At 41.3% G+C, this 23,232-nt stretch carries 24 protein-coding genes and 1 other RNA gene; 16 read left to right on the forward strand and 9 right to left on the reverse strand.

The window, feature by feature from the left end; genetic code table 11:
- On the reverse strand, nt 1–337 hold a 337-nt coding region (gene tnpA / locus CU053_RS05540), incomplete at its 3' end, for an IS66 family insertion sequence element accessory protein TnpA (RefSeq protein WP_100550486.1).
- 370 nt (nt 338–707) lie between these two features.
- On the opposite strand from tnpA, the gene tig reads away from it, so the two are divergent.
- Complete coding sequence (tig, locus tag CU053_RS05545) at nt 708–2,027, forward strand: trigger factor (protein ID WP_100550487.1); 1,320 nt, start codon at nt 708–710, stop codon at nt 2,025–2,027.
- Between the two features lie 138 nt (nt 2,028–2,165).
- Nucleotides 2,166–2,777: an ATP-dependent Clp endopeptidase proteolytic subunit ClpP gene (clpP, locus tag CU053_RS05550; RefSeq protein WP_100550488.1), complete on the forward strand. Its 612-nt coding sequence runs from the start codon at nt 2,166–2,168 to the stop codon at nt 2,775–2,777.
- On the opposite strand, the gene CU053_RS05555 is transcribed toward clpP, so the two are convergent.
- A complete protein-coding gene (locus CU053_RS05555) occupies nt 2,754–2,909 on the reverse strand; it encodes a hypothetical protein (RefSeq protein WP_158107029.1) in 156 nt (51 codons plus the stop codon). The genes clpP and CU053_RS05555 overlap by 24 nt on opposite strands.
- A 45-nt stretch (nt 2,910–2,954) precedes the next feature.
- On the opposite strand from CU053_RS05555, the gene clpX reads away from it, so the two are divergent.
- The 11 genes from clpX (at nt 2,955) to CU053_RS05610 (ending at nt 15,772) form a co-directional block, all read left to right on the forward strand.
- Nucleotides 2,955–4,265, forward strand: coding sequence for an ATP-dependent Clp protease ATP-binding subunit ClpX (gene clpX / locus CU053_RS05560; protein ID WP_100550520.1), 1,311 nt, complete (start codon nt 2,955–2,957; stop codon nt 4,263–4,265).
- Nucleotides 4,266–4,278: 13 nt separating this feature from the next.
- The gene (gene lon, locus CU053_RS05565) at nt 4,279–6,630 is read left to right on the forward strand and encodes an endopeptidase La (protein WP_100550489.1); all 2,352 of its coding nucleotides are present in this window, start codon (nt 4,279–4,281) and stop codon (nt 6,628–6,630) included.
- A 109-nt stretch (nt 6,631–6,739) separates the two neighbouring features.
- Nucleotides 6,740–7,048 (forward strand): HU family DNA-binding protein, encoded by a 309-nt coding sequence (locus CU053_RS05570; protein WP_158107035.1) that lies wholly within the window; start codon nt 6,740–6,742, stop codon nt 7,046–7,048.
- A gap of 209 nt (nt 7,049–7,257) precedes the next feature.
- Complete coding sequence (locus CU053_RS05575) at nt 7,258–8,988, forward strand: SurA N-terminal domain-containing protein (protein ID WP_100550491.1); 1,731 nt, start codon at nt 7,258–7,260, stop codon at nt 8,986–8,988.
- Nucleotides 8,989–9,001: 13 nt separating this feature from the next.
- The gene (gene miaA, locus CU053_RS05580; RefSeq protein ID WP_100550492.1) at nt 9,002–9,940 is read left to right on the forward strand and encodes a tRNA (adenosine(37)-N6)-dimethylallyltransferase MiaA; all 939 of its coding nucleotides are present in this window, start codon (nt 9,002–9,004) and stop codon (nt 9,938–9,940) included.
- A 122-nt stretch (nt 9,941–10,062) separates the two neighbouring features.
- The gene (gene cgtA / locus CU053_RS05585) at nt 10,063–11,082 is read left to right on the forward strand and encodes an Obg family GTPase CgtA (RefSeq protein ID WP_100550493.1); all 1,020 of its coding nucleotides are present in this window, start codon (nt 10,063–10,065) and stop codon (nt 11,080–11,082) included.
- 21 nt (nt 11,083–11,103) lie between these two features.
- Nucleotides 11,104–12,366, forward strand: a complete 1,263-nt coding sequence (locus CU053_RS05590) for a LysM peptidoglycan-binding domain-containing protein (protein WP_100550494.1) — start codon at nt 11,104–11,106, stop codon at nt 12,364–12,366.
- 294 nt (nt 12,367–12,660) lie between these two features.
- Nucleotides 12,661–14,040 (forward strand): class II fumarate hydratase, encoded by a 1,380-nt coding sequence (fumC, locus tag CU053_RS05595; protein ID WP_100550495.1) that lies wholly within the window; start codon nt 12,661–12,663, stop codon nt 14,038–14,040.
- A 3-nt stretch (nt 14,041–14,043) separates the two neighbouring features.
- Nucleotides 14,044–14,181, forward strand: coding sequence for a hypothetical protein (locus CU053_RS05600; RefSeq protein WP_158107030.1), 138 nt, complete (start codon nt 14,044–14,046; stop codon nt 14,179–14,181).
- A gap of 68 nt (nt 14,182–14,249) precedes the next feature.
- Nucleotides 14,250–15,101: an ABC transporter substrate-binding protein gene (locus CU053_RS05605; protein ID WP_158107031.1), complete on the forward strand. Its 852-nt coding sequence runs from the start codon at nt 14,250–14,252 to the stop codon at nt 15,099–15,101.
- Nucleotides 15,102–15,115: 14 nt separating this feature from the next.
- A complete protein-coding gene (locus tag CU053_RS05610; protein WP_100550497.1) occupies nt 15,116–15,772 on the forward strand; it encodes an MIP/aquaporin family protein in 657 nt (218 codons plus the stop codon).
- Between the two features lie 77 nt (nt 15,773–15,849).
- Here the strand turns inward: CU053_RS05610 and CU053_RS05615 are convergent, their stop codons facing one another.
- The 7 genes from CU053_RS05615 to ssrS all read right to left on the reverse strand — a co-directional run bounded on the left by CU053_RS05615 (nt 15,850) and on the right by ssrS (nt 20,118).
- The gene (locus tag CU053_RS05615) at nt 15,850–15,996 is read right to left on the reverse strand and encodes a hypothetical protein (protein ID WP_158107032.1); all 147 of its coding nucleotides are present in this window, start codon (nt 15,994–15,996) and stop codon (nt 15,850–15,852) included.
- Between the two features lie 182 nt (nt 15,997–16,178).
- Nucleotides 16,179–16,400, reverse strand: a complete 222-nt coding sequence (locus CU053_RS05620) for a hypothetical protein (protein ID WP_100550499.1) — start codon at nt 16,398–16,400, stop codon at nt 16,179–16,181.
- Nucleotides 16,397–17,584, reverse strand: a complete 1,188-nt coding sequence (locus tag CU053_RS05625) for a NupC/NupG family nucleoside CNT transporter (RefSeq protein ID WP_100550500.1) — start codon at nt 17,582–17,584, stop codon at nt 16,397–16,399. Before CU053_RS05625 ends, CU053_RS05620 begins: the two co-directional genes overlap by 4 nt.
- Before the next feature lie 176 nt (nt 17,585–17,760).
- A complete protein-coding gene (locus CU053_RS05630) occupies nt 17,761–18,561 on the reverse strand; it encodes an HvfC family RiPP maturation protein (protein ID WP_100550501.1) in 801 nt (266 codons plus the stop codon).
- Nucleotides 18,551–19,396, reverse strand: a complete 846-nt coding sequence (locus tag CU053_RS05635) for an HvfB family MNIO-type RiPP peptide maturase (RefSeq protein WP_100550502.1) — start codon at nt 19,394–19,396, stop codon at nt 18,551–18,553. Before CU053_RS05635 ends, CU053_RS05630 begins: the two co-directional genes overlap by 11 nt.
- Before the next feature lie 20 nt (nt 19,397–19,416).
- Nucleotides 19,417–19,746, reverse strand: coding sequence for an HvfA family oxazolone/thioamide-modified RiPP metallophore (locus tag CU053_RS05640; protein WP_100550503.1), 330 nt, complete (start codon nt 19,744–19,746; stop codon nt 19,417–19,419).
- A 192-nt stretch (nt 19,747–19,938) separates the two neighbouring features.
- Nucleotides 19,939–20,118: non-coding RNA, 6S RNA (gene ssrS, locus CU053_RS05645), on the reverse strand.
- A 129-nt stretch (nt 20,119–20,247) separates the two neighbouring features.
- Between ssrS and CU053_RS05650 the strand changes: the two genes are divergently transcribed.
- From CU053_RS05650 to CU053_RS05660, 3 genes are read left to right on the forward strand one after another with little or no spacing between them, the layout of a single operon-like run.
- A complete protein-coding gene (locus CU053_RS05650) occupies nt 20,248–20,823 on the forward strand; it encodes a UPF0149 family protein (RefSeq protein ID WP_100550504.1) in 576 nt (191 codons plus the stop codon).
- On the forward strand, nt 20,807–22,054 hold the full coding sequence (locus CU053_RS05655; RefSeq protein WP_100550505.1) for an FAD-dependent monooxygenase: 1,248 nt from the start codon (nt 20,807–20,809) through the stop codon (nt 22,052–22,054). Before CU053_RS05650 ends, CU053_RS05655 begins: the two co-directional genes overlap by 17 nt.
- On the forward strand, nt 22,039–23,211 hold the full coding sequence (locus CU053_RS05660) for a UbiH/UbiF/VisC/COQ6 family ubiquinone biosynthesis hydroxylase (protein WP_100550506.1): 1,173 nt from the start codon (nt 22,039–22,041) through the stop codon (nt 23,209–23,211). The genes CU053_RS05655 and CU053_RS05660 overlap by 16 nt, the downstream gene beginning before the upstream one ends.
- Nucleotides 23,212–23,232: the final 21 nt, after the last annotated feature.

Raw genomic sequence — 23,232 nt, forward strand, 5'->3', positions numbered from 1 at the left:
AACAGCTCGTGAGCGTTAAAACTATCCTTGATTTAAGTCTGCGCCCAAAAGGCGCTCCCAATGTCAAATGCAGATTACTTCGGGCGCATTCCAAGTTTGTGGACGATTGTGCATTCTTGCTCCCACGCGGGAGCGTGGGAGCAAGAATATAAGTCGCGTTACTTGAACCTGTGAATTTGATTTTGGCTACACATTCACCGCGGGCAATAAATTTACTGCGCCATTTGCTAAAAGAGGCTTTGGTGACTCCTTGCTGCTCACAAAAGAGCGTCTGTGTTAATCCAGATGTTTCCCAGTCTTTGATCAGTTGTAACCACTTCGTTTCTGTTTCGCTCATCGCTGCTTGCTTCATGTTTTAATATACACAAGCATAGTTTGACAACTAAAAACTCAGAATGTTAGACGGGGTTCTTGGAGCGCTTACGATCATTCGAACATCAAGCGCCGAACTAATCCTATGTTGGGATTTAAGTCGTGGGATTCAATGGAGTCAACAATTGCTGGATATGAACTGGTGAAAAGGAAGCATAAAACGGGTCTTGTGATCAGTTAAACTATACTGCTTGTAAACCTGACTGCTCTATAAGTAGTCGGGTAAAATGATTCACGATTGGGCGAAAAGCGCTAGACAACTTGGCTGGCAAAATATAAACTCTGACCCTGAATTTTAATCTTGAAAAATTGTAGAGTGTAGATAAGGAATAACAATGCAAGTATCGGTTGAAAAAAAAGAGGGCATTCATTGCGTTTTAAGTGTCGAGCTGCCCGCTGCTGAAATTGATCAGGAAGTATCAAAGCGAATTGGTAAAATCGCAAAAACAGCTAAGATGGATGGTTTTAAACCTGGTAAGGTGCCTGCAGGGATAATTAAAAAAAAATATGGTGAACAAGTTCGCTTTGAAGTGTTAGGTGATGTCTTACCCTCTAAATACAGTAAAGCAATTCAAGATCAACGTTTAAATGCCGCAGGTGTCGAGGTTGAAATTCTCAACAATAGAGAAGGTGAGGCGCTTAAATTTAATGTGAATGTCGAACTTTTCCCTGAAGTTAAAGTAACCAATCTTGATAAGATTGAGGTTGAAAAACCTGTGGTTGAGCTAGGACAAGCACAGATGGATAAAATGATCGACAATCTTCGTAAGCAACTGGCAACCTGGAAAGAGGTTGAGCGCGAAGTCAGGCTTGATGATCGTGTTATTATTGACTTTGTCGGGCGCGTAGATGGTGAGGTCTTTGAAGGTGGATCGGCGAATGCTTCTGAAGTAATTATTGGTTCAGGTCAGATGATTCCTGGATTTGAAGATCGCATCATTGGGATGATAAAAGATGAAGAGAAAACCATTGAAGTTACTTTTCCAGAGGACTATCAAGTTGAGAAGTTAAAAGGCAAACCAGCACAGTTTGATATTGTTGTGAAAAACATCAAAGAGGCAGAGCTGCCAAAAATTGATGATCAATTTGTTGAGCAGTTTGGCATCAAAGGTGGTGTCGATGAGTTCTATGCTGAAATTAAGCAAAATATGGCGCGTGAGTTAAAAAATGCCATTAATAAAGTGGTTAAAATTCAGGTTTTTGAGCAGTTAGTCAACCTGATTGAGTTTGATGTGCCGAAGGCGCTTATCCAGCGTGAAATCGACAAATCCAAGCATGACTTGATTGAGCGTATGGGTGGCGACAAGGCGAAGATGAAAGCAGAAAATTTACCTGATGACTTGTTTAGAAAGAAAGCAGCATTTTCGGTGAAGTTGGGTTTAATTCTACAGGCAATCGTGCGTGATCAGAAGCTTGAAGCAGATCATGCAGGCGTCGATGAAATCATTGAAGAAATGGCATCTGTGTATGAAGATGCACAAGAAGTTCGCGATCATGTTAAAAAAAGCAAAGCAGAGCTTGATAATGTTAAAAACACGGTCATTGAGAACAAGCTGGTTGAGTGGGTGGTTGCCCAGGGAAAAACAACTGAAAAAGCAGAAGATTTTTTTGAGTTGATCAAGAAAGTGTTGCCACAAGGTGGGGTTCCCCACTAAAACAAGCCATTTTGTGCCAGTGAAGTACTTGAGAAAATGAATGAATCAACTTAAACTGGAGCCACGACTGTGGCTTTTTTATTGATAACTTTACATGTGCTTACGCACTATAACGATATGGATATAAGGTGAGAATTTATGATTACGAACAATTTAGTGCCCATGGTGGTTGAGCAAACGTCACGCGGCGAGCGATCTTATGATATCTACTCACGCCTCTTGAAAGAGCGCATTGTGTTTTTAAACGGTGAAGTGAATGATACTTCTGCCAATTTGGTCATTGCTCAGTTGCTATTTTTAGAATCTGAAAATCCCGATAAGGATATTTATTTCTACATTAATTCGCCGGGTGGATCGGTGACCGCTGGCATGGGAGTCTATGATACCATGCAGTTTATTAAACCCAATGTAAGCACGATTTGCATTGGCTTGGCAGCGAGCATGGGTGCCGTGTTATTGGCAGCTGGCGAGAAAGGTAAACGCTTTAGCTTGCCACATTCGCAAATTATGATTCACCAGCCGTTAGGTGGTTTCAGAGGTCAAGCGTCAGATGTTGAAATTCATGCGCGCAATATGCTTAGAATTAAAGAGCGTTTGAATAAGGTGCTAGCACGCCATACCGGACAAAGCTATGAGCAAACGGTGAAAGACACCGATCGTGATAATTTTATGATGGCGGAAGAGGCAAAAGAATACGGTTTGTTAGATCAGGTAATCGAGTCAAGATTAAGTATTCCAAATGCCAAATAAAGGTATTGGGACAATATCTTCGCCGATAATGACGTATTGCGCAGGGGCGTATTGCATACGCCTTTCTAAAAATGGGCGGAAATTCTGGCAAGGCGCAAATAAATAGCCTGAATTTCTGTTAGTGGGTTTCATCTCTTTGGGCAATTTTTGATTATTTTTATTGATAGCGAGGATGGTATGGCAAGAAAAAAACGTGGCGGCGGTGATGGTAGTGAAAAAATTCCTACGCTTCATTGCTCATTTTGTGGAAAGACTCAGCACCAGGTGCGTAGGCTCATTGCAGGACCTTCTGTTTATATTTGTAATGAATGTGTTGCTTTGTCTACTGAGATCATTAATGGTAGCAGTACACATGATTTTTCAATGCCAGATTCATCAACCATAGAGGGAAATAAACATTTGCCAAAGCCAGTTGATATAAAGAAACACCTGGATGCGTATATCATTGGGCAAGATGAACCTAAAAAGATTTTGTCGGTTGCGGTATATAACCATTACAAACGGATTTACAACAAGCAAGGGCAGGATGATGATGTTACCTTAGCAAAGAGTAACATTCTGCTTTTAGGACCAACAGGTTCAGGTAAAACACTCCTGGCACAAACGTTGGCTAAAATGTTAAATGTGCCCTTTGCAATCGCTGATGCGACGACGTTGACTGAAGCTGGTTATGTTGGTGAAGACGTTGAAAACGTCATTCAAAAACTACTACAAAATGCGGATTTTGATGTTAAAAGGGCAGAGCGTGGCATCGTTTATATTGATGAAATTGATAAGATTGCACGTAAATCAGAAAATCCTTCAATCACCAGAGATGTTTCTGGCGAAGGGGTTCAACAGGCGCTATTAAAGCTTATTGAAGGCACCGTGGCGTCTGTGCCACCAAAAGGTGGGCGTAAGCATCCCAATCAAGACTTAGAGCAGGTTGATACCACGAATATCTTATTTATTTGTGGCGGTGCCTTCGCTGGAATTGAGTCGATTATTCAGCATCGAACTGAGAAATCAGGCATTGGATTTGGCGCAGAGGTATTTGGTAAAAACGATCAAGTCTCACACAATCGTCTATTGAAACAGGTTGAACCAGAAGATCTGATTAAATTTGGATTAATTCCTGAATTAATTGGACGTTTGCCTGTGATGGCAATTTTAGAAGAGCTGGATGAGGCGGCGCTTTTAAAAATTCTAACAGAACCTAAAAATGCACTGATTAAACAGTATACTAAGCTATTTGAAATCGAGGGTGTTAAGGTTGAATTTACACTCGAAGCGATTAAGGCTACTGCACACAAAGCAGTTAAACGTAAAACGGGTGCAAGAGGTCTAAGATCGATCCTGGAAAATGCGTTACTTAATGTCATGTTTGAAGCGCCATCGATCGATGATGTTGCGAAAGTTGTGATTGATGAAGCGGTCATTCACGGTCATGAAGAGCCATTGATTGTGTTAAAGGATCAGGCAAAATTTAGATTGGTGTTAGGTCAATAAGGTTAAATTTTTCATGCAACTATATTCCAATGAAAAACAAAGTGTAGAAGAGTTGGTGCCTGTTGTGCCACTAAGAGATATTGTGGTCTATCCGTATATGGCAGTGCCGCTTTTTGTGGGTAGAGAGAAATCTATTGCTGCAATTAGTGAAGCGCATGCGACAAGGCAAAAAATATTATTGATGACGCAGAAAACAGACGAGGTGGATAATCCCAAAGTTAAGGATCTCCACACTACGGGGACCTATGCCAGAATTTTGCAGTTAATGAAGCTGCCAGATGGCACCTATAAAGTGCTGGTTGAAGGCATTCGTCGCACAAAGGTGCTTAAGTATTATGAGGAGGCTCCTTTTATTGCTGCTCAAATCGAGTTAATTGAGACCGTAAATGACTTAAGTGAGGCTGATGAAAGCGGTTTTGTGCGTGCAATTTTGTCAAGTTTTAAATCCTTGTCTGAAATGGGCGGGCAGATTCCAAAAGAAATTATATCCTCGATTTTGTCAGATACAAATTTGACTCGCCTGATTGATACAGTGGTAGCACAAGTGCATTCTCCAGTTGCCAAAAAACAGGAAGTGCTGGAGGCAGAGACTTTACAGCAACGCGCGGCTCTCTTGTTAAAACTGCTTATAGCTGAAACTGAAGTGCTGGAGCTTGAGCGTAATATTAAAGATCGCGTTAAATCACAGGTTGAGCGCAATCAGCGTGAGTATTATCTTAATGAGCAGATTAAAGCCATCTACAAGGAAATGGGGGATGTAGATGATATGCAGGAATTTGAGCAGCTAAGAGAAAAAATTGAACAAGCGAAAATGTCAACTGAGGCAACTGAAAAAGCTTTTTCAGAACTTAAAAAACTTAAGTCAATGCCTCCTGCTTCTGCTGAATCTTCGGTGTCACGTAATTACATTGATGCGCTAACGAGTCTTCCTTGGTCAAAGCGAACAAAGGTTAAAAAAGATTTACTGCAGGCTGAAAAGATACTTAACACTGATCATTACGGGCTTGAAAAAGTCAAAGAGCGCATTTTGGAATATTTGGCTGTTCAACAGAGGATGCGTAAAATCAAAGGACCTATTTTATGCCTGGTTGGTCCCCCTGGAGTCGGTAAGACCTCTTTGGGGCAGTCTATTGCCAGAGCCACGGGACGTAAATATGTCCGTATGTCACTAGGTGGGGTTAAGGATGAGGCTGAGATCAGAGGGCACCGCAGAACCTATATTGGTGCGCTGCCTGGTCAGATCATGCAAAAAATCAATAAAGTACAGGTGAATAATCCATTATTCCTATTAGATGAAATCGATAAGATGGCATTTGATTTTAGGGGAGATCCTGCTTCCGCCATGCTTGAAGTACTGGATCCCGAGCAAAACAATGCCTTTAATGATCACTACTTAGACGTTGATTATGATTTGTCCGATGTGATGTTTGTTGCCACAGCCAATAGCTTAAACATTCCAGATGCGCTTCGCGATCGGATGGAAATCATTTATTTGTCAGGTTATACCGAAGACGAAAAGAAAAACATTGCTAAGAATTATTTGTTACCTAAGGCGATTAAAGATAATGGTCTGAAGGAAAGTGAGATTAGTATTGCCGATAAAGTCATTGAAGATATTATTCGTTACTATACGCGTGAAGCGGGTGTACGTCGTTTGCAGCAAGAGCTCAACAAGCTGTGTCGCAAAGCAGTGAAGCACATCTTACTGACCAAAGATGGCAAGAAGGTTTCCATTAATAGTAAGAATCTTGAGAAATATCTAGGTGTCAGGCGTTATGATTTTGGCTTGGTGCAACAGCAGGATAAGGTGGGACAGGTCACGGGTCTTGCGTGGACGGAAGTCGGAGGAGATTTATTGACTATCGAGGCAGTTGCAACGATTGGCAAGGGCAAGCTTAAGACCACAGGAAAACTGGGGGATGTGATGCAGGAGTCTATCCATGCGGCTTTAACCGTTGTGCGAACCATTGCAAAGAACTACGGCATTGAAGATGATTTTTATGAGAAAAAAGATTTTCATATCCATGTGCCAGAAGGGGCTACTCCTAAGGATGGACCAAGTGCAGGGGTTGCGATGTGCACAGCGGTACTGTCATCATTGACGAGTATTCCAGTCAGAAGAGATGTTGCGATGACAGGCGAGATCACCTTGCGCGGCGATGTGCTACCCATTGGTGGCTTAAAAGAAAAATTATTGGCAGCACTTCGTGGTGAAATCAAGACTGTGTTAATTCCTTATGATAATAAAAAGGATTTGCAGGAGATTCCGCAGAACGTTAAAGATGGCCTTGAAATTATTACCGTTAAGCGTATTGACGAGGTTTTAGAACGTGCTCTTTTGGTGAAAAAAGGCAGAAAAAGTTAAAAAAAACCAAAAAAACGTTAAAAAATCGCGAATTAGCAATAAACCGTGTTGACGTGAGATAGCGCGCTTGCTATAACTTAGGCGACTTAAGCGGCAAGGCTTCGCTTAAATTAAGAGTTATTCAACAACGAAAGAGGAAAACATCGTGAATAAGAGTGAACTAGTAAAAGCAATCGCAGAAAAAGCTGATGTAACGAAGGACGTCGCTCAGCGCACGTTAGATGCAACGACTGAAGCAGTAACGGAAGCATTAAAATCAGGTCAAACGGTCACTTTGGTTGGATTTGGTTCATTCCAGGTTCGTGACAGGGCTGCTCGTGAGGGTCGTAACCCTAAGACAGGTCAAAAGATGAAGATTAAAGCTTCTAAGTCCCCTTCATTTAAAGCGGGAAAATTATTGAAAGACGCAGTGAACTAATATATAGTTTCGCACTCGTGGAAGTGCTTGGCTTAACTGCGAGAGCATCGCCCTTGCAGGGCGATGGGTCGGCGGTTCGACCCCCCGAGCACCCACCACACATTTAAAGGCATGTTTCAAGCATGCCTTTTTTATTTTCGCTCCAGCATCTGCCATGCTAAGATGCGGCGACTTGGTTTAAGCTTAATGGAAACGGGTAGTGGCGTCATATGTTACAGTTGATAAATGACAAATTTAAAGGTTGGGTTACGTGGATCATTATCATCGCGGTAAGTGCCGTATTTGTACTAACAGGGATCAGTTATTTTTTTGTATCAAGTGGTGTGTCAGCTCAATCAGTGGCTAAAGTAGGTGATGTGCAGATTTCACAAAATAGTTATCAGCAGGCACTATCGCAGAACATACAGGTGCAACCTTCGCTGGGTCAAAAAACTTTGCAGCAAAAAACCCTGGATCAGCTTGTTGATCAAACGCTTTTGCAGCAGGATGCTAAAGCATCACATATTGTGGTTACAAACTCAGCAGTGTCCTCTGCGATTTTCCAAAACCCTGCATTTACTGAAAATGGTCAGTACTCAGCAAAACGCTTTGATGAGCTTGCCAAACTTTATGGTAGTGCCTCAAGTATTAAAGCGCTCATTGCAAATAATATACTCATCTCAAGCATTGTTACTCCTGTAATGCAAAGTCAGTTTGTATTGTCAAATGAGCGCAAAACCTTAAGCGCACTCATGGGGCAAAAACGTGAAATCAGCTACTATGAGTTTGCAGCAAGTGACTATGCTAAAAAATTAAAACCCACAGAAAAAGAGCTTGAGGCTTATTATGATCAGCATAAAGCGCAATATGAACAACTTGAGCAGGCGATCATCTCTTATGTGAAACTCTCATCACAAGACTTTGTCACGAACGAGGTTTTGTCGCAAGATGACATCAATAGCTATTACCAGGCTAATAAAGACGCGCTCATGAGTCCAGAGTTAAGATCAGGTGAGGTAATCAGTGTTAAGAAAGATGCAAAAAATCGCAATGCCATCATTGAGAGACTTAAAGCGAACCAGGAATTAACGCCAGATGAGTTAAAAGGAGTTAATATTGAAGCAATCAAACCCTTATCACCATCTCAGGCTTCAAGCTTTACGCAATTCGCATTGTTTAACTTAACGATGGAGTTGCCTATCAAAGAAACTTCTGATAATGAATTTGTGAAATTGACGAAAATTACGCCTCCAGCACCCATGGCATTGAATGATGCGAAACCAGTCATTGAAAAAATTCTCAAAAATCGTGCGGCACTGACCAGGTTTAATGAGGTGTTGACGAGTATTAACAGCAATAGTTTTGATCAGGTAGTAAAAACGAACAAGCTTAAAGTTAATGTGACTAAAGCCTTTGACAAAAATACCATGGATTCAGGTGTTGAAGGCAATGCAAAGTTGCAGGAAGCGGTATTTGATCAGCATAAAACGCAAGGTTTTATCGCGCAAGGTCAAACGGATGGCTTGATCTATAAGGTGGATAAAATCATTCCTAAGCATACTTTGTCTTTTGTTGAAGTTAAAGACAAAATTAAGGCAGCCTATGTTGATGAAAAGTCATTGAGTCTTGCCAAAGAACATGCTGATCAGGCGCTACAGACTTTACAAAAAGGTAAGACGCTGACCGCTGTAAAAGCAAAAACAGAGGAAATTACACGGGGCGACTTTGCCTTAGATTCTACGTTGAAAACGGCAATATTTAGTTATGCTCCAAAAGTCTATCAGCTGGCGCAAAATGGTCAGGCATATTGGGTTTACGAGGTCACAAAAGTGATAGACGGAAGCGATCAGCTACCAGCGCAGGTTTTGCAAAATAACTATACCAATGCTGAGCTTAATGATTATCTGGTTGCACTTAAAAAACAATATCCCATTGAGATCAATCATCAATTGATTCAGTAATTGTTTTTCTTTCATGAATTCATTTTCTAAAGATATCTACGCTTTGGCAGGACCTACTGCCTCAGGTAAAACCGCATTATCGATTGAATTAGCTAAAAAGATGAATGCCGAAATTATCAGCGTTGATTCGGCTTTGATCTACAAACGACTGAATATTGGCTCGGCTAAGCCCACCGTACTGGAGATGGATGGCGTTACCCATTACCTGATTGATATTATCGAGCCCTGGTTAGCTTATTCAGTGAATGATTTTTTGGTTGATGCTAAAAGATTAATCACAGAGATTCATGCGCAAGGCAAAGAAGTCCTGTTAGTCGGTGGCACGATGATGTATTTCAAGGCGCTGCAAGAAGGAATTTCCAGGCTACCAGAGGCTGACGAAGCTGTAAGGATGCAGATAAAGCAAAGGTCTTTGGAATACTGGTATCAGTTTTTGCAACAGCAGGATCCTAAAACTGCGGTAAAACTTAATCCTAATGATCGGCAGCGCATTGAGCGCGCGACAGAGGTGATATTGCTAACTGGGAAAGCTTATTCCAAGATGGTGGTACAAAATGCAAAAGAGGGTGGCTTAGGAGATTCACTCAAGCTTTGTGCGTTAGTACCAAGGGATCGTAAAGCTCTCCACCAGCTGATTGAAAAACGCTTTTTGAGCATGCTTGAAAAAGGTTTTTTAGATGAAGTTCGTGGGTTAAAGCAGCTCAAGAATATGCACGCTGATTTGCCATCCATGCGTAGTGTGGGTTATCGTCAGGCCTGGCAGTATCTTAATGGTGAGTATGACTATCATGAATTTGTAGCTAAAGGGGTAGCAGCGACACGTCAGCTCGCCAAAAGGCAGCTAACCTGGATTCGCAATTGGCATAAGCCAATTTACCTGGTTGATGCCAATCAAAATTCTCAAATGAAGTTTGATCAGATTAAGGTGTTCTTCGATTGGGAGAGCTTTTAGGATGAGGCTTGCAATATAAGTTCAATTGGTAAGATGCTTTGTAGGTTTTATGCTGTACATTTATATCAAATTCTTGGATCATATCTGGCGTTTAAACAGCAAGATAATAAATAGGGCAAGTTGTGAAGTTTGTAGATGAAGCCGTAATTACCGTTCACGCAGGTAAAGGTGGCAATGGCTGTGTGAGTTTTCGCCGTGAAAAATATGTGCCTAATGGTGGACCAGATGGAGGGGACGGTGGTCACGGTGGCAGCGTTTTAATAATTGCGGATGAGAATGTCAACACTTTGATTGACTACCGTTATCAGCGCAATTATCAGGCAGAAAATGGCAGGTCTGGTGAAGGTAAAAAATGTGCAGGTAAAAAGGGGGAAGATTTGTATTTGGTTGTTCCTGTTGGAACGGTTGCCTATGAATCAACTACAAATCAAAAAATGGGTGAAGTGCTCAAAACTGGTGATACATTGAAGCTTGCTCAGGGTGGCAGACGTGGCATCGGTAATGTGCATTTTAAAAGCAGTACCAATCAGGCCCCAAGACAATTTACTTATGGTGAAGAGGGGGAGTCATATGAGATTCGGCTCGAGTTAAAGCTGTTAGCTGATGTTGGACTCTTAGGCTTACCCAATGCGGGTAAATCTACGCTTATTCGTGCTGTATCAGCGGCAACACCCAAGGTTGCCGATTATCCTTTTACCACGATGTATCCCAATTTGGGTGTGGTTAGAGTGGGACAATATGAAAGCTTTGTGATTGCAGATATCCCAGGTGTAATTGAGGGAGCAGCAGAGGGAGCGGGATTAGGTTTGAAGTTCTTGAAGCATTTGACGCGCACTAAGTGTGTATTACATTTGGTAGACATATTACCAATTGATGGTTCTGATCCTGTTGAAAATTATAAAAAAGTTGAGAATGAACTGAAGAAATACAGCGAAGCCCTTTATAAAAAGCCACGCTGGTTAGTATTAAATAAAATTGATCAACTGCCAAAGGATGAGATTGATTTGATTTGTGAGACCATTCTTAATGGTATTGGCTGGGATAAAGCCAGACCCTATTTTTTTATTTCTGGCATGAGTGGACAAAACACTGAAAAAATGTTGCAAAAAATTATGACAATGCTAACTTCTGCGGAGCAGTAAAACAAACCTCAAGGAGTTGCAGTGATCAAACGAATAACTGCGTTAGCAAGCGTGTTATTATTATCTGGTTGTAGTGCGATTAATCAATTCTTCAATGCCAAGCAGCAAAGTGCCCCAGTTAAAAATATGCCGATACAACAAACGTATTATACGGTTCAAACAGGGGATACTTTGTATGAGTTATCGCGCCGATTTAATGTTACAGAGCGCACACTCATTTTATGGAATCATTTGAAGTCTCCTTTTGTATTAAACCCTGGGAAAACCGTTCGAGTGGGTCCGTTGCCTGGTGAGAAAATTTCACGTGATGGTTATGTTTACACCTATCAAACAGGCAATGCAATGTATACGAAAGAAGCTGCCAGCGCGAGGGGCTTCAGTGATCAAGCAAAAATATCGGCATATATTGAGCGTGATAATAATTTGCCAATGGTTGATCCTAATGCTGCTCCTGTAGGGGGGCAGGCAGTGCCAATTCCAGTACCAGACAAGGAGGTTGATCTTCACAACTTGGCACAGCAAAGCGATAGTGCTGCGCCGGCCCATCGAATTCAAAAGAGTACGACAGGATACTACACGGTACAAAGTGGTGATTCACTGCTTGAAATTGCTCAGGCAAATGAAGTGAGTTTCTCCGATCTGCAAGCATGGAATGATATTAAAGAACCCAGTGTACTTTATGTGGGTAAGCGTCTGCGTGTCAGGGCTCCAGTTAAGGAAACTAAAGGATTATCAGTAGCAGTACCAACGCCAGCAATGCTGAAGCCTGTAAACCTAAAACAGGAAAATAGTGCCTTAACAAAAGCGCCTCCAGAGACACAGAAAAACACCACAAAAGCTGTATCTGTAGCTAATAGATCAGATACTAATGTAACGGAAAAAGCTTCCATTACGGATAAAACGATTCCTTTGGGTCAAACAGTTGCTGGAATTTCCTGGAAATGGCCATTGAAAATGATTGGTGACTTTGGCAAAGAAGGTGTTGACAATGAGCATGAGCTTGAAGTACCGGTCAATACCCCAGTGTATGCAGCAGCAAATGGTGATGTGCTTTACGCAGGGGTGGGCATGGGGGGCTACGGTAAGATGGTGATTATTAATCACAAAGACGGCTACATCTCAGCATACAATAATCTTTTAGATATTAGTGTTGATGAATCTCAGGGTGTCAGTCAAGGGCAAGCCATAGGCGTTGTCGGTAAGTTTAATGGGAAAAGTGTCTTGGGATTCGAAATCAGACAAGAGGGTAAAGTGCAAAAACTTTCTGATTTTTATACGTTTTAATGATGGGTTATGACTTATACTCACTGGCTCTCATGTTGCATAGCCAAGGTCTGAAAATTATCATTATTGGATGAAAATTTGGGCTCCGACCATCTTCCCGCCCACTGTCACCCTGTGCGAGGTTGCAGGAGTCATTTAAAAGCTGGATTCCCGCCTTCGCGGGAATGACCGTGACTTTTGTTTGGGCGGAAAATTTGCCTAAGCCAAAATTTGATTATGTAGGGGCGTATTGCATACGCCCATCCGGAAAGAAGCGGGGTAAATAAAAATAAAGAAACGCAAGGAGCTAGGTGCATGAAAACGCGTAAAGAAACTGACAGCATGGGAGAGATTGAGGTTGATAATAGCAAATATTGGGGGGCGCAAACCGAGCGCTCCTTAGTCTATTTTTCTATTGGCAAGGAACGTATTCCCCACGAAGTTATCAAGGCGCTTGCTATCATAAAAAAAGCCTCAGCAATGGCAAATGCTGATCTGGGTATTTTGCCTGAGAATAAAAAGATCTTAATCACTCAAGCAGCCGATGAAGTTATTGAGGGTGAGCATGAGGATCAGTTTCCGCTTCATGTATGGATGACTGGCAGTGGCACGCAGTCTAACATGAATGTCAATGAAGTCATTGCTAATCGGGCGATTGAAATCGCTGGAGGTACCTTAGGCAGTAAAAATCCAATCCACCCAAATGACCATGTGAATATGTCGCAATCCTCTAACGACACCTTCCCAACGGCGATGTATGTCGCCGCAGCGATTGGTCTGAAAAAAACCTTAATCCCTGCAATCAATTTGATGTATGAAGGGCTTAACAAGAAAGCCAAAGAATGGGAAAAAATCGTTAAAATTGGGCGCACGCATATGCAGGATGCGGTGCCCCTGACCTTGGGGCAAGAGTTTTCAGGTTACGCTGAGCTGTTACATCAAAATATTAAGCGCTTAGAGTATGCACTTTTAGATGTCTATCAACTAGCCATGGGTGGTACAGCAGTGGGGACGGGGTTAAATGCACCAAAAGGATTTGCAGAAAAAGCATGTCAGCATATTGCTAAGATGACTGGTCTGCCTTTTGTGTCAGCTCAGAATAAATTTGCCGTACAAGGTTCACACGATGCGCTTGTTGCGATGATGGGACAAATTAAGGTGTTGGCAAATTCATTATTTAAAATCGCTAATGATATTCGCCTCTTAAGCTGTGGTCCTCGAGCTGGCTTTTATGAGTTGTTGATCCCCTCCAATGAGCCAGGCTCATCGATTATGCCAGGCAAAGTGAATCCTACTCAGTGCGAGGCGATAACTATGGCATGTGTGCAAGTCTTTGGACTAGAGCTTGCGGTGAGTATTGGAGGGAGCGCTGGTTATTTAGAGATGAACGTTTATAAGCCGATGATCATTTATAATATTTTGCAGTCGATTACACTTCTAGCTGATAGTTCGATTAACTTCACCCGATTCTTGTTAGAGGGCACCAGACCAAATAAGAAAAAAATCGATGAATATCTGCATAATTCCTTAATGCTGGTGACTGCATTAAGCCCTGTCATTGGATATGATAAGGCATCACAACTCGCGCATTATGCGGATGAGCACGATGCGTCACTAAGTGAAGCAAATAAGGTATTGAAGTTTTTATCACAACAGGAATTTGATCAAGTGGTTGATCCTTATAAGATGGTTTGAGTTATGAAAGAAAAAAGGAGTATTGTTGAGTCTGTAAACAAGCAAAAATATTTATTAAGTGACTGGCTGACTGAAGTGACTGAAGAAAACTTGCAATCCGAAGTCGATTTTGGTCGTGAGCTGGATAATGGAAAATGGTAACACGCACTTTATTCTATCTCTTTAAGTATTTTATATTTTCTACTGTTCTAATTTTTGGTGCTCTACAATTGAGATGGTTATATGCTAATAACTCTAAAGCATTTAGAGTGATCTCTTTATCACCCAATACCACTGCAATTATCCATGATGTGATTGAACTCGCGCATAAAGCTAATGAGCAGAGTACTAAGCTTATTGGCAGCATCTATTATAGAGGGCAGCCTGCGTATTACCAAAACTATCAAAACATTGGGTCTTTTCAAGCACTGAATGTAGAGCGGATTTTAAGTCTTACCCCCGATTTGGTGATTTCTTGGCAAGGACAGACGCAACCGCAAACCATTGAAGTATTAAAGCACTTTGGAGTTAAAGTTGCGATTTTTAGCGCTAATGACTTAGTGCAATTAGCAGATTCCTTTGTTGAAATTGGGCAAGCAATACATCTTAAAAATGCGGGAAAACAATTGCAACAAAACTTTTTAACTACACTAGATAAAATAATCAAAGAAAGCACAAATAATGTAACAAGCATTGATGCAGAAAAGCCCAAAGTACTTCTGCAATTGGCAGAGAAGCCGATATTTGTCGCAGGTGGGCACAGTATTTTGAATGATATTATTATGCGTTGTGGCGGGGTTAGTATTTTCCAATCATTGAAGAAAGCGAGCTTTGAAACAGATATAAATGCAGTGCTAGAGAAAAATCCGGCTGTAATTATTATGATATCAGATTCAGATGGTTGGCGTAGGACATCGTCATCTATGTGGCAGCATTGGTCAAGTTTATCTGCGGTTAAAAATAAACATATTTTTCAATTAAGCTCAGATGGTATCTCGCAATTTTCCCCACAAATCCTCTCGGGGGTGAAAAATATTTGTGATATATTGAGTGCCGTCAATTCAGCGGCTATCAAAAAGTGACAGGAGGATAATAAATGTTACATTGTGCTTTTTCTGGGGAATTATTGGGATGCCTTGTTCTGATATTATTGGGTGGCGGGGTGGTTGCTGGTGTTTTACTCAAACAGTCAAAAGCAGAAAATAGCGGCTGGATGGTTATTACCGCGGGTTGGGGATTTGCAGTGATGATGGCAGTGTTTGTGGCGCAAGCGGCAGGATCGCCACAAGCGGATATTAATCCTGCGGTAACCCTTGAGAAATACCTGCTAGGTGATATTTATTCATCTTTTCTGCAAGTGATTTGGTTATGGCTGGCTCAGGTTATTGGCTGCTTTTTAGGGGCTGTGCTGGTCTGGCTTGCCTACTATACTCATTGGCAATATACCGAAAACGCCCATTTTAAATTAATGATTTTTTCCACTTATCCAGCTATGCGCCATAAGGGCAGCAATTTTGTCACTGAACTTATTGCCACGACTTTGCTTATTGTGTTTGTTGGAGCATTGATCAGTTATGGCAACCAATTACCATTTGCTAATGGTTCATTACCTTATGTCTTTGGTTTTGCCGTTTGGGGAATTGGTTTATCTTTAGGTGGTCCCACGGGTTACGCGATTAATCCCGCGCGTGATTTAGGACCCCGAATTGCCCATGCCCTATTGCCAATTAAAGGCAAAGGTTCAAGTGACTGAAGTTACGCATGGGTCCCGATATTGGCACCCTTAGCAGGAGCAGTGATTGGGTTTGTATTAATTCGGCTTTTTATGTTTTAAAGCAAAGTAGGGGCGAAAAATGTTTCGCTTTTTATTAAATCTTCTTCCAGTGCGAGCAATGCCTTCTCAAAATTAATGACAAGAATTCCATCACTAAGATATCGATCTTCCTTGCCCATATAGAGAATCGTGCACTTAGCCATAGGGTAATCCTGTTTAAAATGCTTAAGACCTGTTGGCATTCTGCAGAAATGACGGGGTCAGGGCTGATTTTCGCACACTACCCCCAACAATATAATAATTGGAAAGTTTAAGTCGATCGATGAATTCAATCAAAACATCAGTAAAACCCTTTATGCTGTAGTACCAAGCATATTGATGGCAATCAACGTAGTTTGATAAACCATGTCCAGGAAAATCGAGGCAAACCAAGTTGTACTGCTTTTAATAAATCGCAAAGTGGTTCATATGATGTTGTCGATGAATGAAAAGCATGTAATAACAGCAAAGTTGTATTTTTCCCAGATATGGCATTTGAGTAGTGTAGATTTCCAAATTTAAAATTCATAATATCTGACTGCATACTGATTAATTTTTTTACTGTCATATGACCGCTCCCGCGATTAATGCCGATAAAAAGCTGACCATAGTGGCACCATATACTAAGCGCCAGCCATGGCGCGATACAAATTTAGCGCGTTCGCTATTTAGTGCAGCTACTGCGCCAACGACGATACCAATTGAGCTAAAGTTGGCAAAAGAAACCAGAAAGATCGAGATAATCGCAACGCTATGTGAAGAGAATTGCGTTAAGTGTTCTTTTAAGTAAAGCATTGCCACAAACTCATTTGAGACGAGCTTAGTTGCTATAATCCCACCTGCTTGTACCATTTCATTAGCGGAGATTCCAAGTAGCCAGGCTAAGGGTGAGAAGATCAATCCTAAAAGTGACTGAAAGGTGAGACCAAAAATTCCGTTAAAAATCCCATTTAGCATGCTGATTAAGGCAATGAAGCCGATAAGCATGGCGCCAACAATAATCGCTACTTTAAAGCCGTCTAACGTATATTCACTTAGCACTTCAAAAAACGTTTGCTTCTTACCAGAATGCAAACTCATATCTTCAAAACTTTGTTCTTGGCTTTGCTCATAGGGATTTAAAATATGCAATACAATAAACGTGCTGAGCATATTAAGGATGAGTGCGGCGATGATATATTTTGAGTCCAATATTTGCATATAAGAACCAACAATTCCCAGTGAAACGGTTGACATGGCAGTTGCCGCCATCGTGTACATTCGGCGTTCCGAGATTTGCGAGAGAATGTTTTTATAGGCAATAAAGTTCTCAGATTGCCCTAGAATCAAGGAGCTTAACGCATTAAAAGACTCAAGCTTACCCATACCGTTAATTTTTGATAAAATCCAGCCTCCACCGCGAATAATAAGTGGCAGAATTTTAAGATATTGCAAAATCCCGATTAATGCCGAAACCAGAACGATTGGCATAAGCACATTGAAGAAAAAGACAAAATTATCAGGCACGACTGAGCCAAAGACAAATTTAGTTCCTTCCATGGCGTATTGCATGATATATTCAAAGCCCAGAGAGATAACATGAATACTGTTGGCGCCTGCTTCTGACTTTAAGAGAAAATAAGCAACAACAATTTCAATAATAATCAGTTGGATAACAAACCTGAATTTGATCTCTTTACGACTCATGCTGGTAAAATACAGCGCGGTGACCAGAATAATAAACGCAAGCAAAAAGTGTAGCAGTTTGGACATTCCTTATTTTTCCTTCAGGTTGATTTGGTGTGATAAATAAATTTAACCGCGCGCATGTTAATACTTTTGGATCAAATTGTCATGTAATTTAGGATGCAAGAGCACGATTAAAAGTGTTAGTTTTTTGAGTGCTCGGCGACATTGCCTTTCCCCTTGCCTTACCTTACCTTACCACTCTAGAGAGGAGTGGTAAGGCTTGTGGGAGAGGTCGCCTTGCCAAGCAAGGCGGGTGGGGGGTAGATTACCCCTTCATTTAATAAATTCCACATTAAAGTCCGATTGCTTGCCATTACTTTTGCTACTTCCTTCTTATCCTTGATAAGCATTACTTGTCCAAGCGCCTGCTTGAGCGTTTGAGGTGTCTGTTTTAAATGCTGTAAAAATCTTGCGGTTAGCGCATTTAATTCAAGGGATTGAACTGCGTCTTTGCTATTGCGATAAATGCAAAAAAAAGTGGGCTTTTGATCCCCTATCTCAGGCAAAAATGTCGCGCTAATTTGATGCACAGGATAATGATAAGCGACAATTTCAGCGACATCAGACACAGAATATATCGTGTGATTATCATCAATTTCTCGAGTCATTAAAGTCGATGGCGCCTCGCCTTCAGCCATTTCAATGACCATTTCCATCCACTCATAATGCGCAAGCTCCATTAAGAAAGGGTAATCTGTTTGCCACAGCATTTTATGGTGCAGTAAGAATTCAACAAAGCTTTGAGGAATTTCATAGAAGAAGGGGGATTGGCATGGATGCTCAGCATAGAATTGTGTGACTATTTCGTGCCACTTTTTTGAGGGTAGTGCATTTATACAGATTGGAAAACAATTACTCAGCAATTCATTTATTCCGTTAAAAAAAGATTGCTCATACACTTGCATCCTTTGAAGCGGAATACCTTCAGGCAGAGGCACTCTATCTTTGTGACGTATGCGTCTGGCAAAGCTTTTTTGGGTGGCTTGAAATTCAAATGGCATAAGCTTTCCCCTCTATAAAACGCTGTTGTAATTGCTGAAGTTGCTTTGTCTCTTGTAGCAAAACCTCTAATTGAGGGACTTCATTATCGCGCTCAAGCAAAGTAGGCAAGAGCCCATGCTTTTGATAGGTGTAATTGAGCAGTTGCCAAACAGGCTCGATTACCTCATCACCATGGGTATCAATAATCAAATCGGGAGCCTTTTGCCAATGCCCTGCGATGTGGATATAGGCTATTTTATTCGTTGGCATTTGATCGATAAATCGGTAAGCGTCATAGCCATGATTAACGCTATTGACGTACACATTATTCACATCGAGTAACAACAAACAATCCCCTTCACGAAGAATTGCGTTGATAAAGTCCGCCTCTGACATATCTCCCTTGGGTAAGGCGTAATAAGAGATGTTTTCCAAAGCAATGCGCTGCTGTAACGCTTCTTGGACCTGTTTAATCCGCTTGACCACATAACTCACCGCTTCTTCTGTGAAAGGAATAGGCATCAAATCATATAGCTGCCCCTGGCTGTCACTGCAAAAACTCAAGTGTTCACTGTAAAGTTGAATCTTGTGGTTGTGGAAAAATCTTTTTAAAGATTCAATGAAACTTATGTCCAGTGGAACCAATCCACCAATAGACAACGACAAACCATGGCAGATCATGGGATATTGCTCGCTATAGGCACGGAGTATTTTTTGGCGCTTGCCACCAATTCCCAGCCAGTTTTCAGGAACAATCTCAAGAAAATCAACAGGATGTGGCTTCATTGCTAATAATGGACCCATAAACTGGCGTCTTAAACCAAGACCGCATGTGCCAATATTGTCTAGTGACATAGTAACTTCCCTGCAACACACTATTGGTCAGTATTGCTCGCACCGCAAGAACCGTCACTATCTTTCATGTTTGAGCCGCAAGCACCATCACTGTCTTTCATGTTGGCGCCACAAGATCTGTCTGCTTTATTACCCATTGAATCAGCACTTGCCCCATCCATGTTTTTCTGTTGCGTGCCCATTTTGTTTGCGCCGCATTTTCCAGCACCACATTGACCATCTGCTTTTTGCATGAATTGTCCTGAGCCCATTTGCGTAGCCTGCATAGTATTGGAGTCAGCATAACTTGCGCTCATTGCAAGACTCAAAGCTAACCCTGTTCCCATAGCGATTAATGATTTTTTATCCATTTTATTTTCTCCTTTAATTACAGTTATGTAAAGAATCACACCAATGATGCAAGTGAAGGCGCACGCTTAGAGTGATCATTCCGAGCATTAGGCTATTATGATATTTTTTGATTTGCAATGGAAATACAAATTTATTTCAAGGTGATTGGTGAACTATGGGATAAAGATGAAAGGACGAGGCGAAACTTTATAGTGCCACCCATAACTGCCGCTGCTTACATGGCTCTTGAACCCTCAAGAACCAAGTGGGTGCGCTCGCTGTTTCTTGGGCTTCTCAGTCATGCTGAGCATGCACGCCAAAACAAGTACTACGCTCCCGATATTTATACATCGGCTCAAGAATGTAAAGACTGGCTAACAGCACAGGCGACACTAAACTTCGACTTAGATCATAGAAGTATCCGTGCTTGAGTGCAAGCGATTTGTCGTAAAAAAAATTTAGATAAAAATAAACGACAATGATACGATGGGCGCATGCTGATTTTAATGACTTAAATAATAATGGAAACAATACAAAAATATAGCTTATCTGATTATCAGGAAATTACGTATGCCTTAAGAAAAATAAACGCGCTGTCAGAGGCTTCGGAAGCACATGCTTTACTTTGTGCCTTGTTCACAGGTGGAGCTGAGGTTCGCATTCAAGCATGGATGGACTCTCTCATGGCTGAGCCCATTGAAGAGGGTGATGTTGTTGCAGAAGCTGCATTAAAAGTACTAAGCAATATGTATCAAGCAACCAAGGCGCAGTTTTTAGCGCATGATATGCAGTTTGATTTGTTATTGCCAAGTGATGAAGAAAAGTTTTATGTGCGCATAGATGCGCTTGCAATGTGGTGCCAGGGCTTTTTGTCTGGACTTGGGTTAATGGAAATCAACTACACCAAAGGATCTGCTGAAGTCCAAGAGGCGATTACAGATTTAATTGATATGTCGCGCTTGCAGTATGATGGTGAGATTACAGGGCAGGAAGAGGAAGAAAAAGCCTATACCGAACTTGTCGAATACACTAAAGTTGCGGTACTTCTTATCCACAGTGAGTTTGGGTTAAAGCGCTCATATGCAGAAAGCCAATGAAATGAGTACGGATCATAAAGAGATTGTCATTATTGGTGGTGGCGCCGTTGGAATGCTTATGGCATTGGCGTTATCAAGCTTAGATAAAAAAATTACTTTAATTGAAAAACAATCAGTGTTGCAATCAGATAAAGTTGATAATCGTTCAATTGCACTTTCGTATACCTCAGTATGTGTGCTTAATGCCTTAGGTGTCTGGCAGAAAATTGAGCAGGATGTTGAACTAATCAAACAGGTACACGTATCGGATAAAAGGGGTTTCAGCCAAACTAATTTATTCGCTAAGGACGAAGGTTTACCTTTTCTGGGTTGCGTTGTTAAACTAAGGCATTTAGTGCCAGTGCTTTTTGAATTACTGCAAAATCAGATGCAACTAGAGATATGGCAAGACACTGAGGTGGTTGATCTATGTGAACAAGGAGATGGTGAGTTTCAGTTATTGATAGCGAAAACGGGGCAAGAAACCAAAGTAAATGCCAGACTGATTGTTGCTGCGGATGGAGCTTGGTCGAAGCTTCGGACTAAAGCGGGCATTGCATCGACTGAATATGATTATCAGCAAAGCGCGTTGGTATTTGATATTCAGCTGCAAAAGTCACATCAGAATATCGCGTATGAGCGTTTTATTCATGACGGAGTTATGGCGATGTTGCCTGTGACCAAAAAGCAGATGGCGTGCGTTTGGAGTGTGGATCGTGAAAAAGTAGCGTACTGGCATCAGCAGAGTAAAAGCACTATTTTAAAGGAAGTTCAGCGCATTTTCTCCTATCGCTTGGGGCGTTTTGTAGATATCGGTGAGATCAGCAGTTTCCCACTATCCTTGATTCAAGCACAATCGCTTTTTTGTAAAAATTTACTGGTATTTGGTAATGCCTCTCATTTTTTGCATCCTATTTCTGGGCAAGGATTGAATTTGAGTATTCGTGATATTGGCATTTTGTATGATTTACTAAAGCAAGAGCACCATTTCTCGCATGAGAGCATTGAAAATATGCTGGCAGCATATCAGCGGCTAAGGCAATTTGATCACAAACGCACGGCGATGCTAACACACACTATGCTTCAGGTTTTTAATCAATCCTCAATGCCGATAAAATTGTTCCGTGGTGTTCTGCTTCACTGTTTAGAACGTGATCAAATTTTTAAAAAGACATTTAGTAGACTGATGATGGGCAAATATAATTATGGATCAACCTTGGCTCAGCAGGTGAATTTATGCAATATGAGGTGATTGTTGTTGGTGCTGGCATGGCGGGTCTTACGTGCGCGCTTGGCTTAGCGCAAAGTGGGTTTAAAGTGGCAATTATTGAGGCAAATAAAATAGCTAAAGATTTTGAAATCACTCAATCGATTAAGCGTGTCAGTGCCATCAATCAGGACTCGCAGCAATTGCTGCGAAAATTAAGTGTCTGGCAGGATATGATTGAGCTTAGAGCGAGTGATTACGTAGGCATGGAAGTATGGGATCAAAATTCATCCGCCAAACTTGAGTTTAAGGCGCATGATTTTTCTTTGATGAGTTTAGGAACAATTATTGAGAATGATTTAATTGTCGCTAAGCTATATCAGCGTTTAAAGGCGATGGATGTCCATTTTTTTGAAGGAGTACATATTACTGAAGTTTCGCAATCTCACTATACAAACATGCTAAAGTTGGCAGATGATTTAATGCTTGAGTGTCAGTTAATCGTTGGGGCTGATGGGGCTCATTCTTTTATTCGTCAATTTTTTAGATTTAGTTGTAAACACATGCCCTACCAGCATCGTGCGATTGTTGCTAATATCAGGACACAAAAAAAACATGCTAATATTGCCTATCAGCGATTCTTACGTAATGGAGTATTGGCGTTTTTACCATTATCTCAGCCAGATGTGTGCTCAATCGTTTATTCGGTTAATACCCAACAGGCAGGCGATTTTTTGGCAATGAATGATGCTGCTTTTAGTGATCATATCAGCATTGCTTTAGAGGGTCGCTTAGGCGAGCTTAAGACCCAAAGTCCGAGAATGAGTTTTGAATTAATAGAGCGTCATACAGAGCGCTACTGTCAGGATGGCGTCGTGCTCATTGCCGATGCTGCACATACGATTCACCCATTGGCAGGGCAGGGCATTAATCTTGGTTTTGCTGATGTTAAAGCATTGATTGATGTCTTAAACGAGGCTAAGGCTCAAAAGCGCAATATTGCAGCGATGAGTACTCTGGCAAAATATGAGCGCAAACGTAGATTTGATAATCAATTGATGATTGAAATGATGCGCGGTTTAAAGCGGCTTTTTTGTAATGATAATCTTTTGCTTCGACCATTAAGGGAGCTCGGTATGAATCCGGTGAATAACAACAGGCTGTTAAAGCGCTTTTTTATTGAAAGAGCAGCAGGTTTATAGAGCAGCTGGTTTTGCCAATGA

Origin of the sequence: Caedibacter taeniospiralis, assembly GCF_002803295.2 — a bacterium.
In the GTDB taxonomy this organism is placed as follows: domain Bacteria; phylum Pseudomonadota; class Gammaproteobacteria; order Francisellales; family Francisellaceae; genus Caedibacter; species Caedibacter taeniospiralis.

Excerpts from the sequence above, each read along its gene's own strand:
- CU053_RS05610 (WP_100550497.1), top strand. The coding sequence starts at position 15,116 with ATGTTACATTGTGCTTTTTCTGGGGAATTATTGGGATGCCTTGTTCTG.
- CU053_RS05555 (WP_158107029.1), bottom strand. The coding sequence starts at position 2,909 with ATGAAACCCACTAACAGAAATTCAGGCTATTTATTTGCGCCTTGCCAG.
- CU053_RS05600 (WP_158107030.1), top strand. The coding sequence starts at position 14,044 with ATGAAAGAAAAAAGGAGTATTGTTGAGTCTGTAAACAAGCAAAAATAT.
- clpP (WP_100550488.1), top strand. The coding sequence starts at position 2,166 with ATGATTACGAACAATTTAGTGCCCATGGTGGTTGAGCAAACGTCACGC.
- CU053_RS05655 (WP_100550505.1), top strand. The coding sequence starts at position 20,807 with ATGCAGAAAGCCAATGAAATGAGTACGGATCATAAAGAGATTGTCATT.
- CU053_RS05635 (WP_100550502.1), bottom strand. The coding sequence starts at position 19,396 with ATGTCACTAGACAATATTGGCACATGCGGTCTTGGTTTAAGACGCCAG.
- CU053_RS05615 (WP_158107032.1), bottom strand. The coding sequence starts at position 15,996 with ATGGCTAAGTGCACGATTCTCTATATGGGCAAGGAAGATCGATATCTT.
- CU053_RS05660 (WP_100550506.1), top strand. The coding sequence starts at position 22,039 with ATGCAATATGAGGTGATTGTTGTTGGTGCTGGCATGGCGGGTCTTACG.
- CU053_RS05620 (WP_100550499.1), bottom strand. The coding sequence starts at position 16,400 with ATGACAGTAAAAAAATTAATCAGTATGCAGTCAGATATTATGAATTTT.
- CU053_RS05630 (WP_100550501.1), bottom strand. The coding sequence starts at position 18,561 with ATGCCATTTGAATTTCAAGCCACCCAAAAAAGCTTTGCCAGACGCATA.
- lon (WP_100550489.1), top strand. The coding sequence starts at position 4,279 with ATGCAACTATATTCCAATGAAAAACAAAGTGTAGAAGAGTTGGTGCCT.
- CU053_RS05640 (WP_100550503.1), bottom strand. The coding sequence starts at position 19,746 with ATGGATAAAAAATCATTAATCGCTATGGGAACAGGGTTAGCTTTGAGT.
- fumC (WP_100550495.1), top strand. The coding sequence starts at position 12,661 with ATGAAAACGCGTAAAGAAACTGACAGCATGGGAGAGATTGAGGTTGAT.
- CU053_RS05650 (WP_100550504.1), top strand. The coding sequence starts at position 20,248 with ATGGAAACAATACAAAAATATAGCTTATCTGATTATCAGGAAATTACG.
- CU053_RS05625 (WP_100550500.1), bottom strand. The coding sequence starts at position 17,584 with ATGTCCAAACTGCTACACTTTTTGCTTGCGTTTATTATTCTGGTCACC.
- tig (WP_100550487.1), top strand. The coding sequence starts at position 708 with ATGCAAGTATCGGTTGAAAAAAAAGAGGGCATTCATTGCGTTTTAAGT.
- clpX (WP_100550520.1), top strand. The coding sequence starts at position 2,955 with ATGGCAAGAAAAAAACGTGGCGGCGGTGATGGTAGTGAAAAAATTCCT.
- miaA (WP_100550492.1), top strand. The coding sequence starts at position 9,002 with ATGAATTCATTTTCTAAAGATATCTACGCTTTGGCAGGACCTACTGCC.
- CU053_RS05575 (WP_100550491.1), top strand. The coding sequence starts at position 7,258 with ATGTTACAGTTGATAAATGACAAATTTAAAGGTTGGGTTACGTGGATC.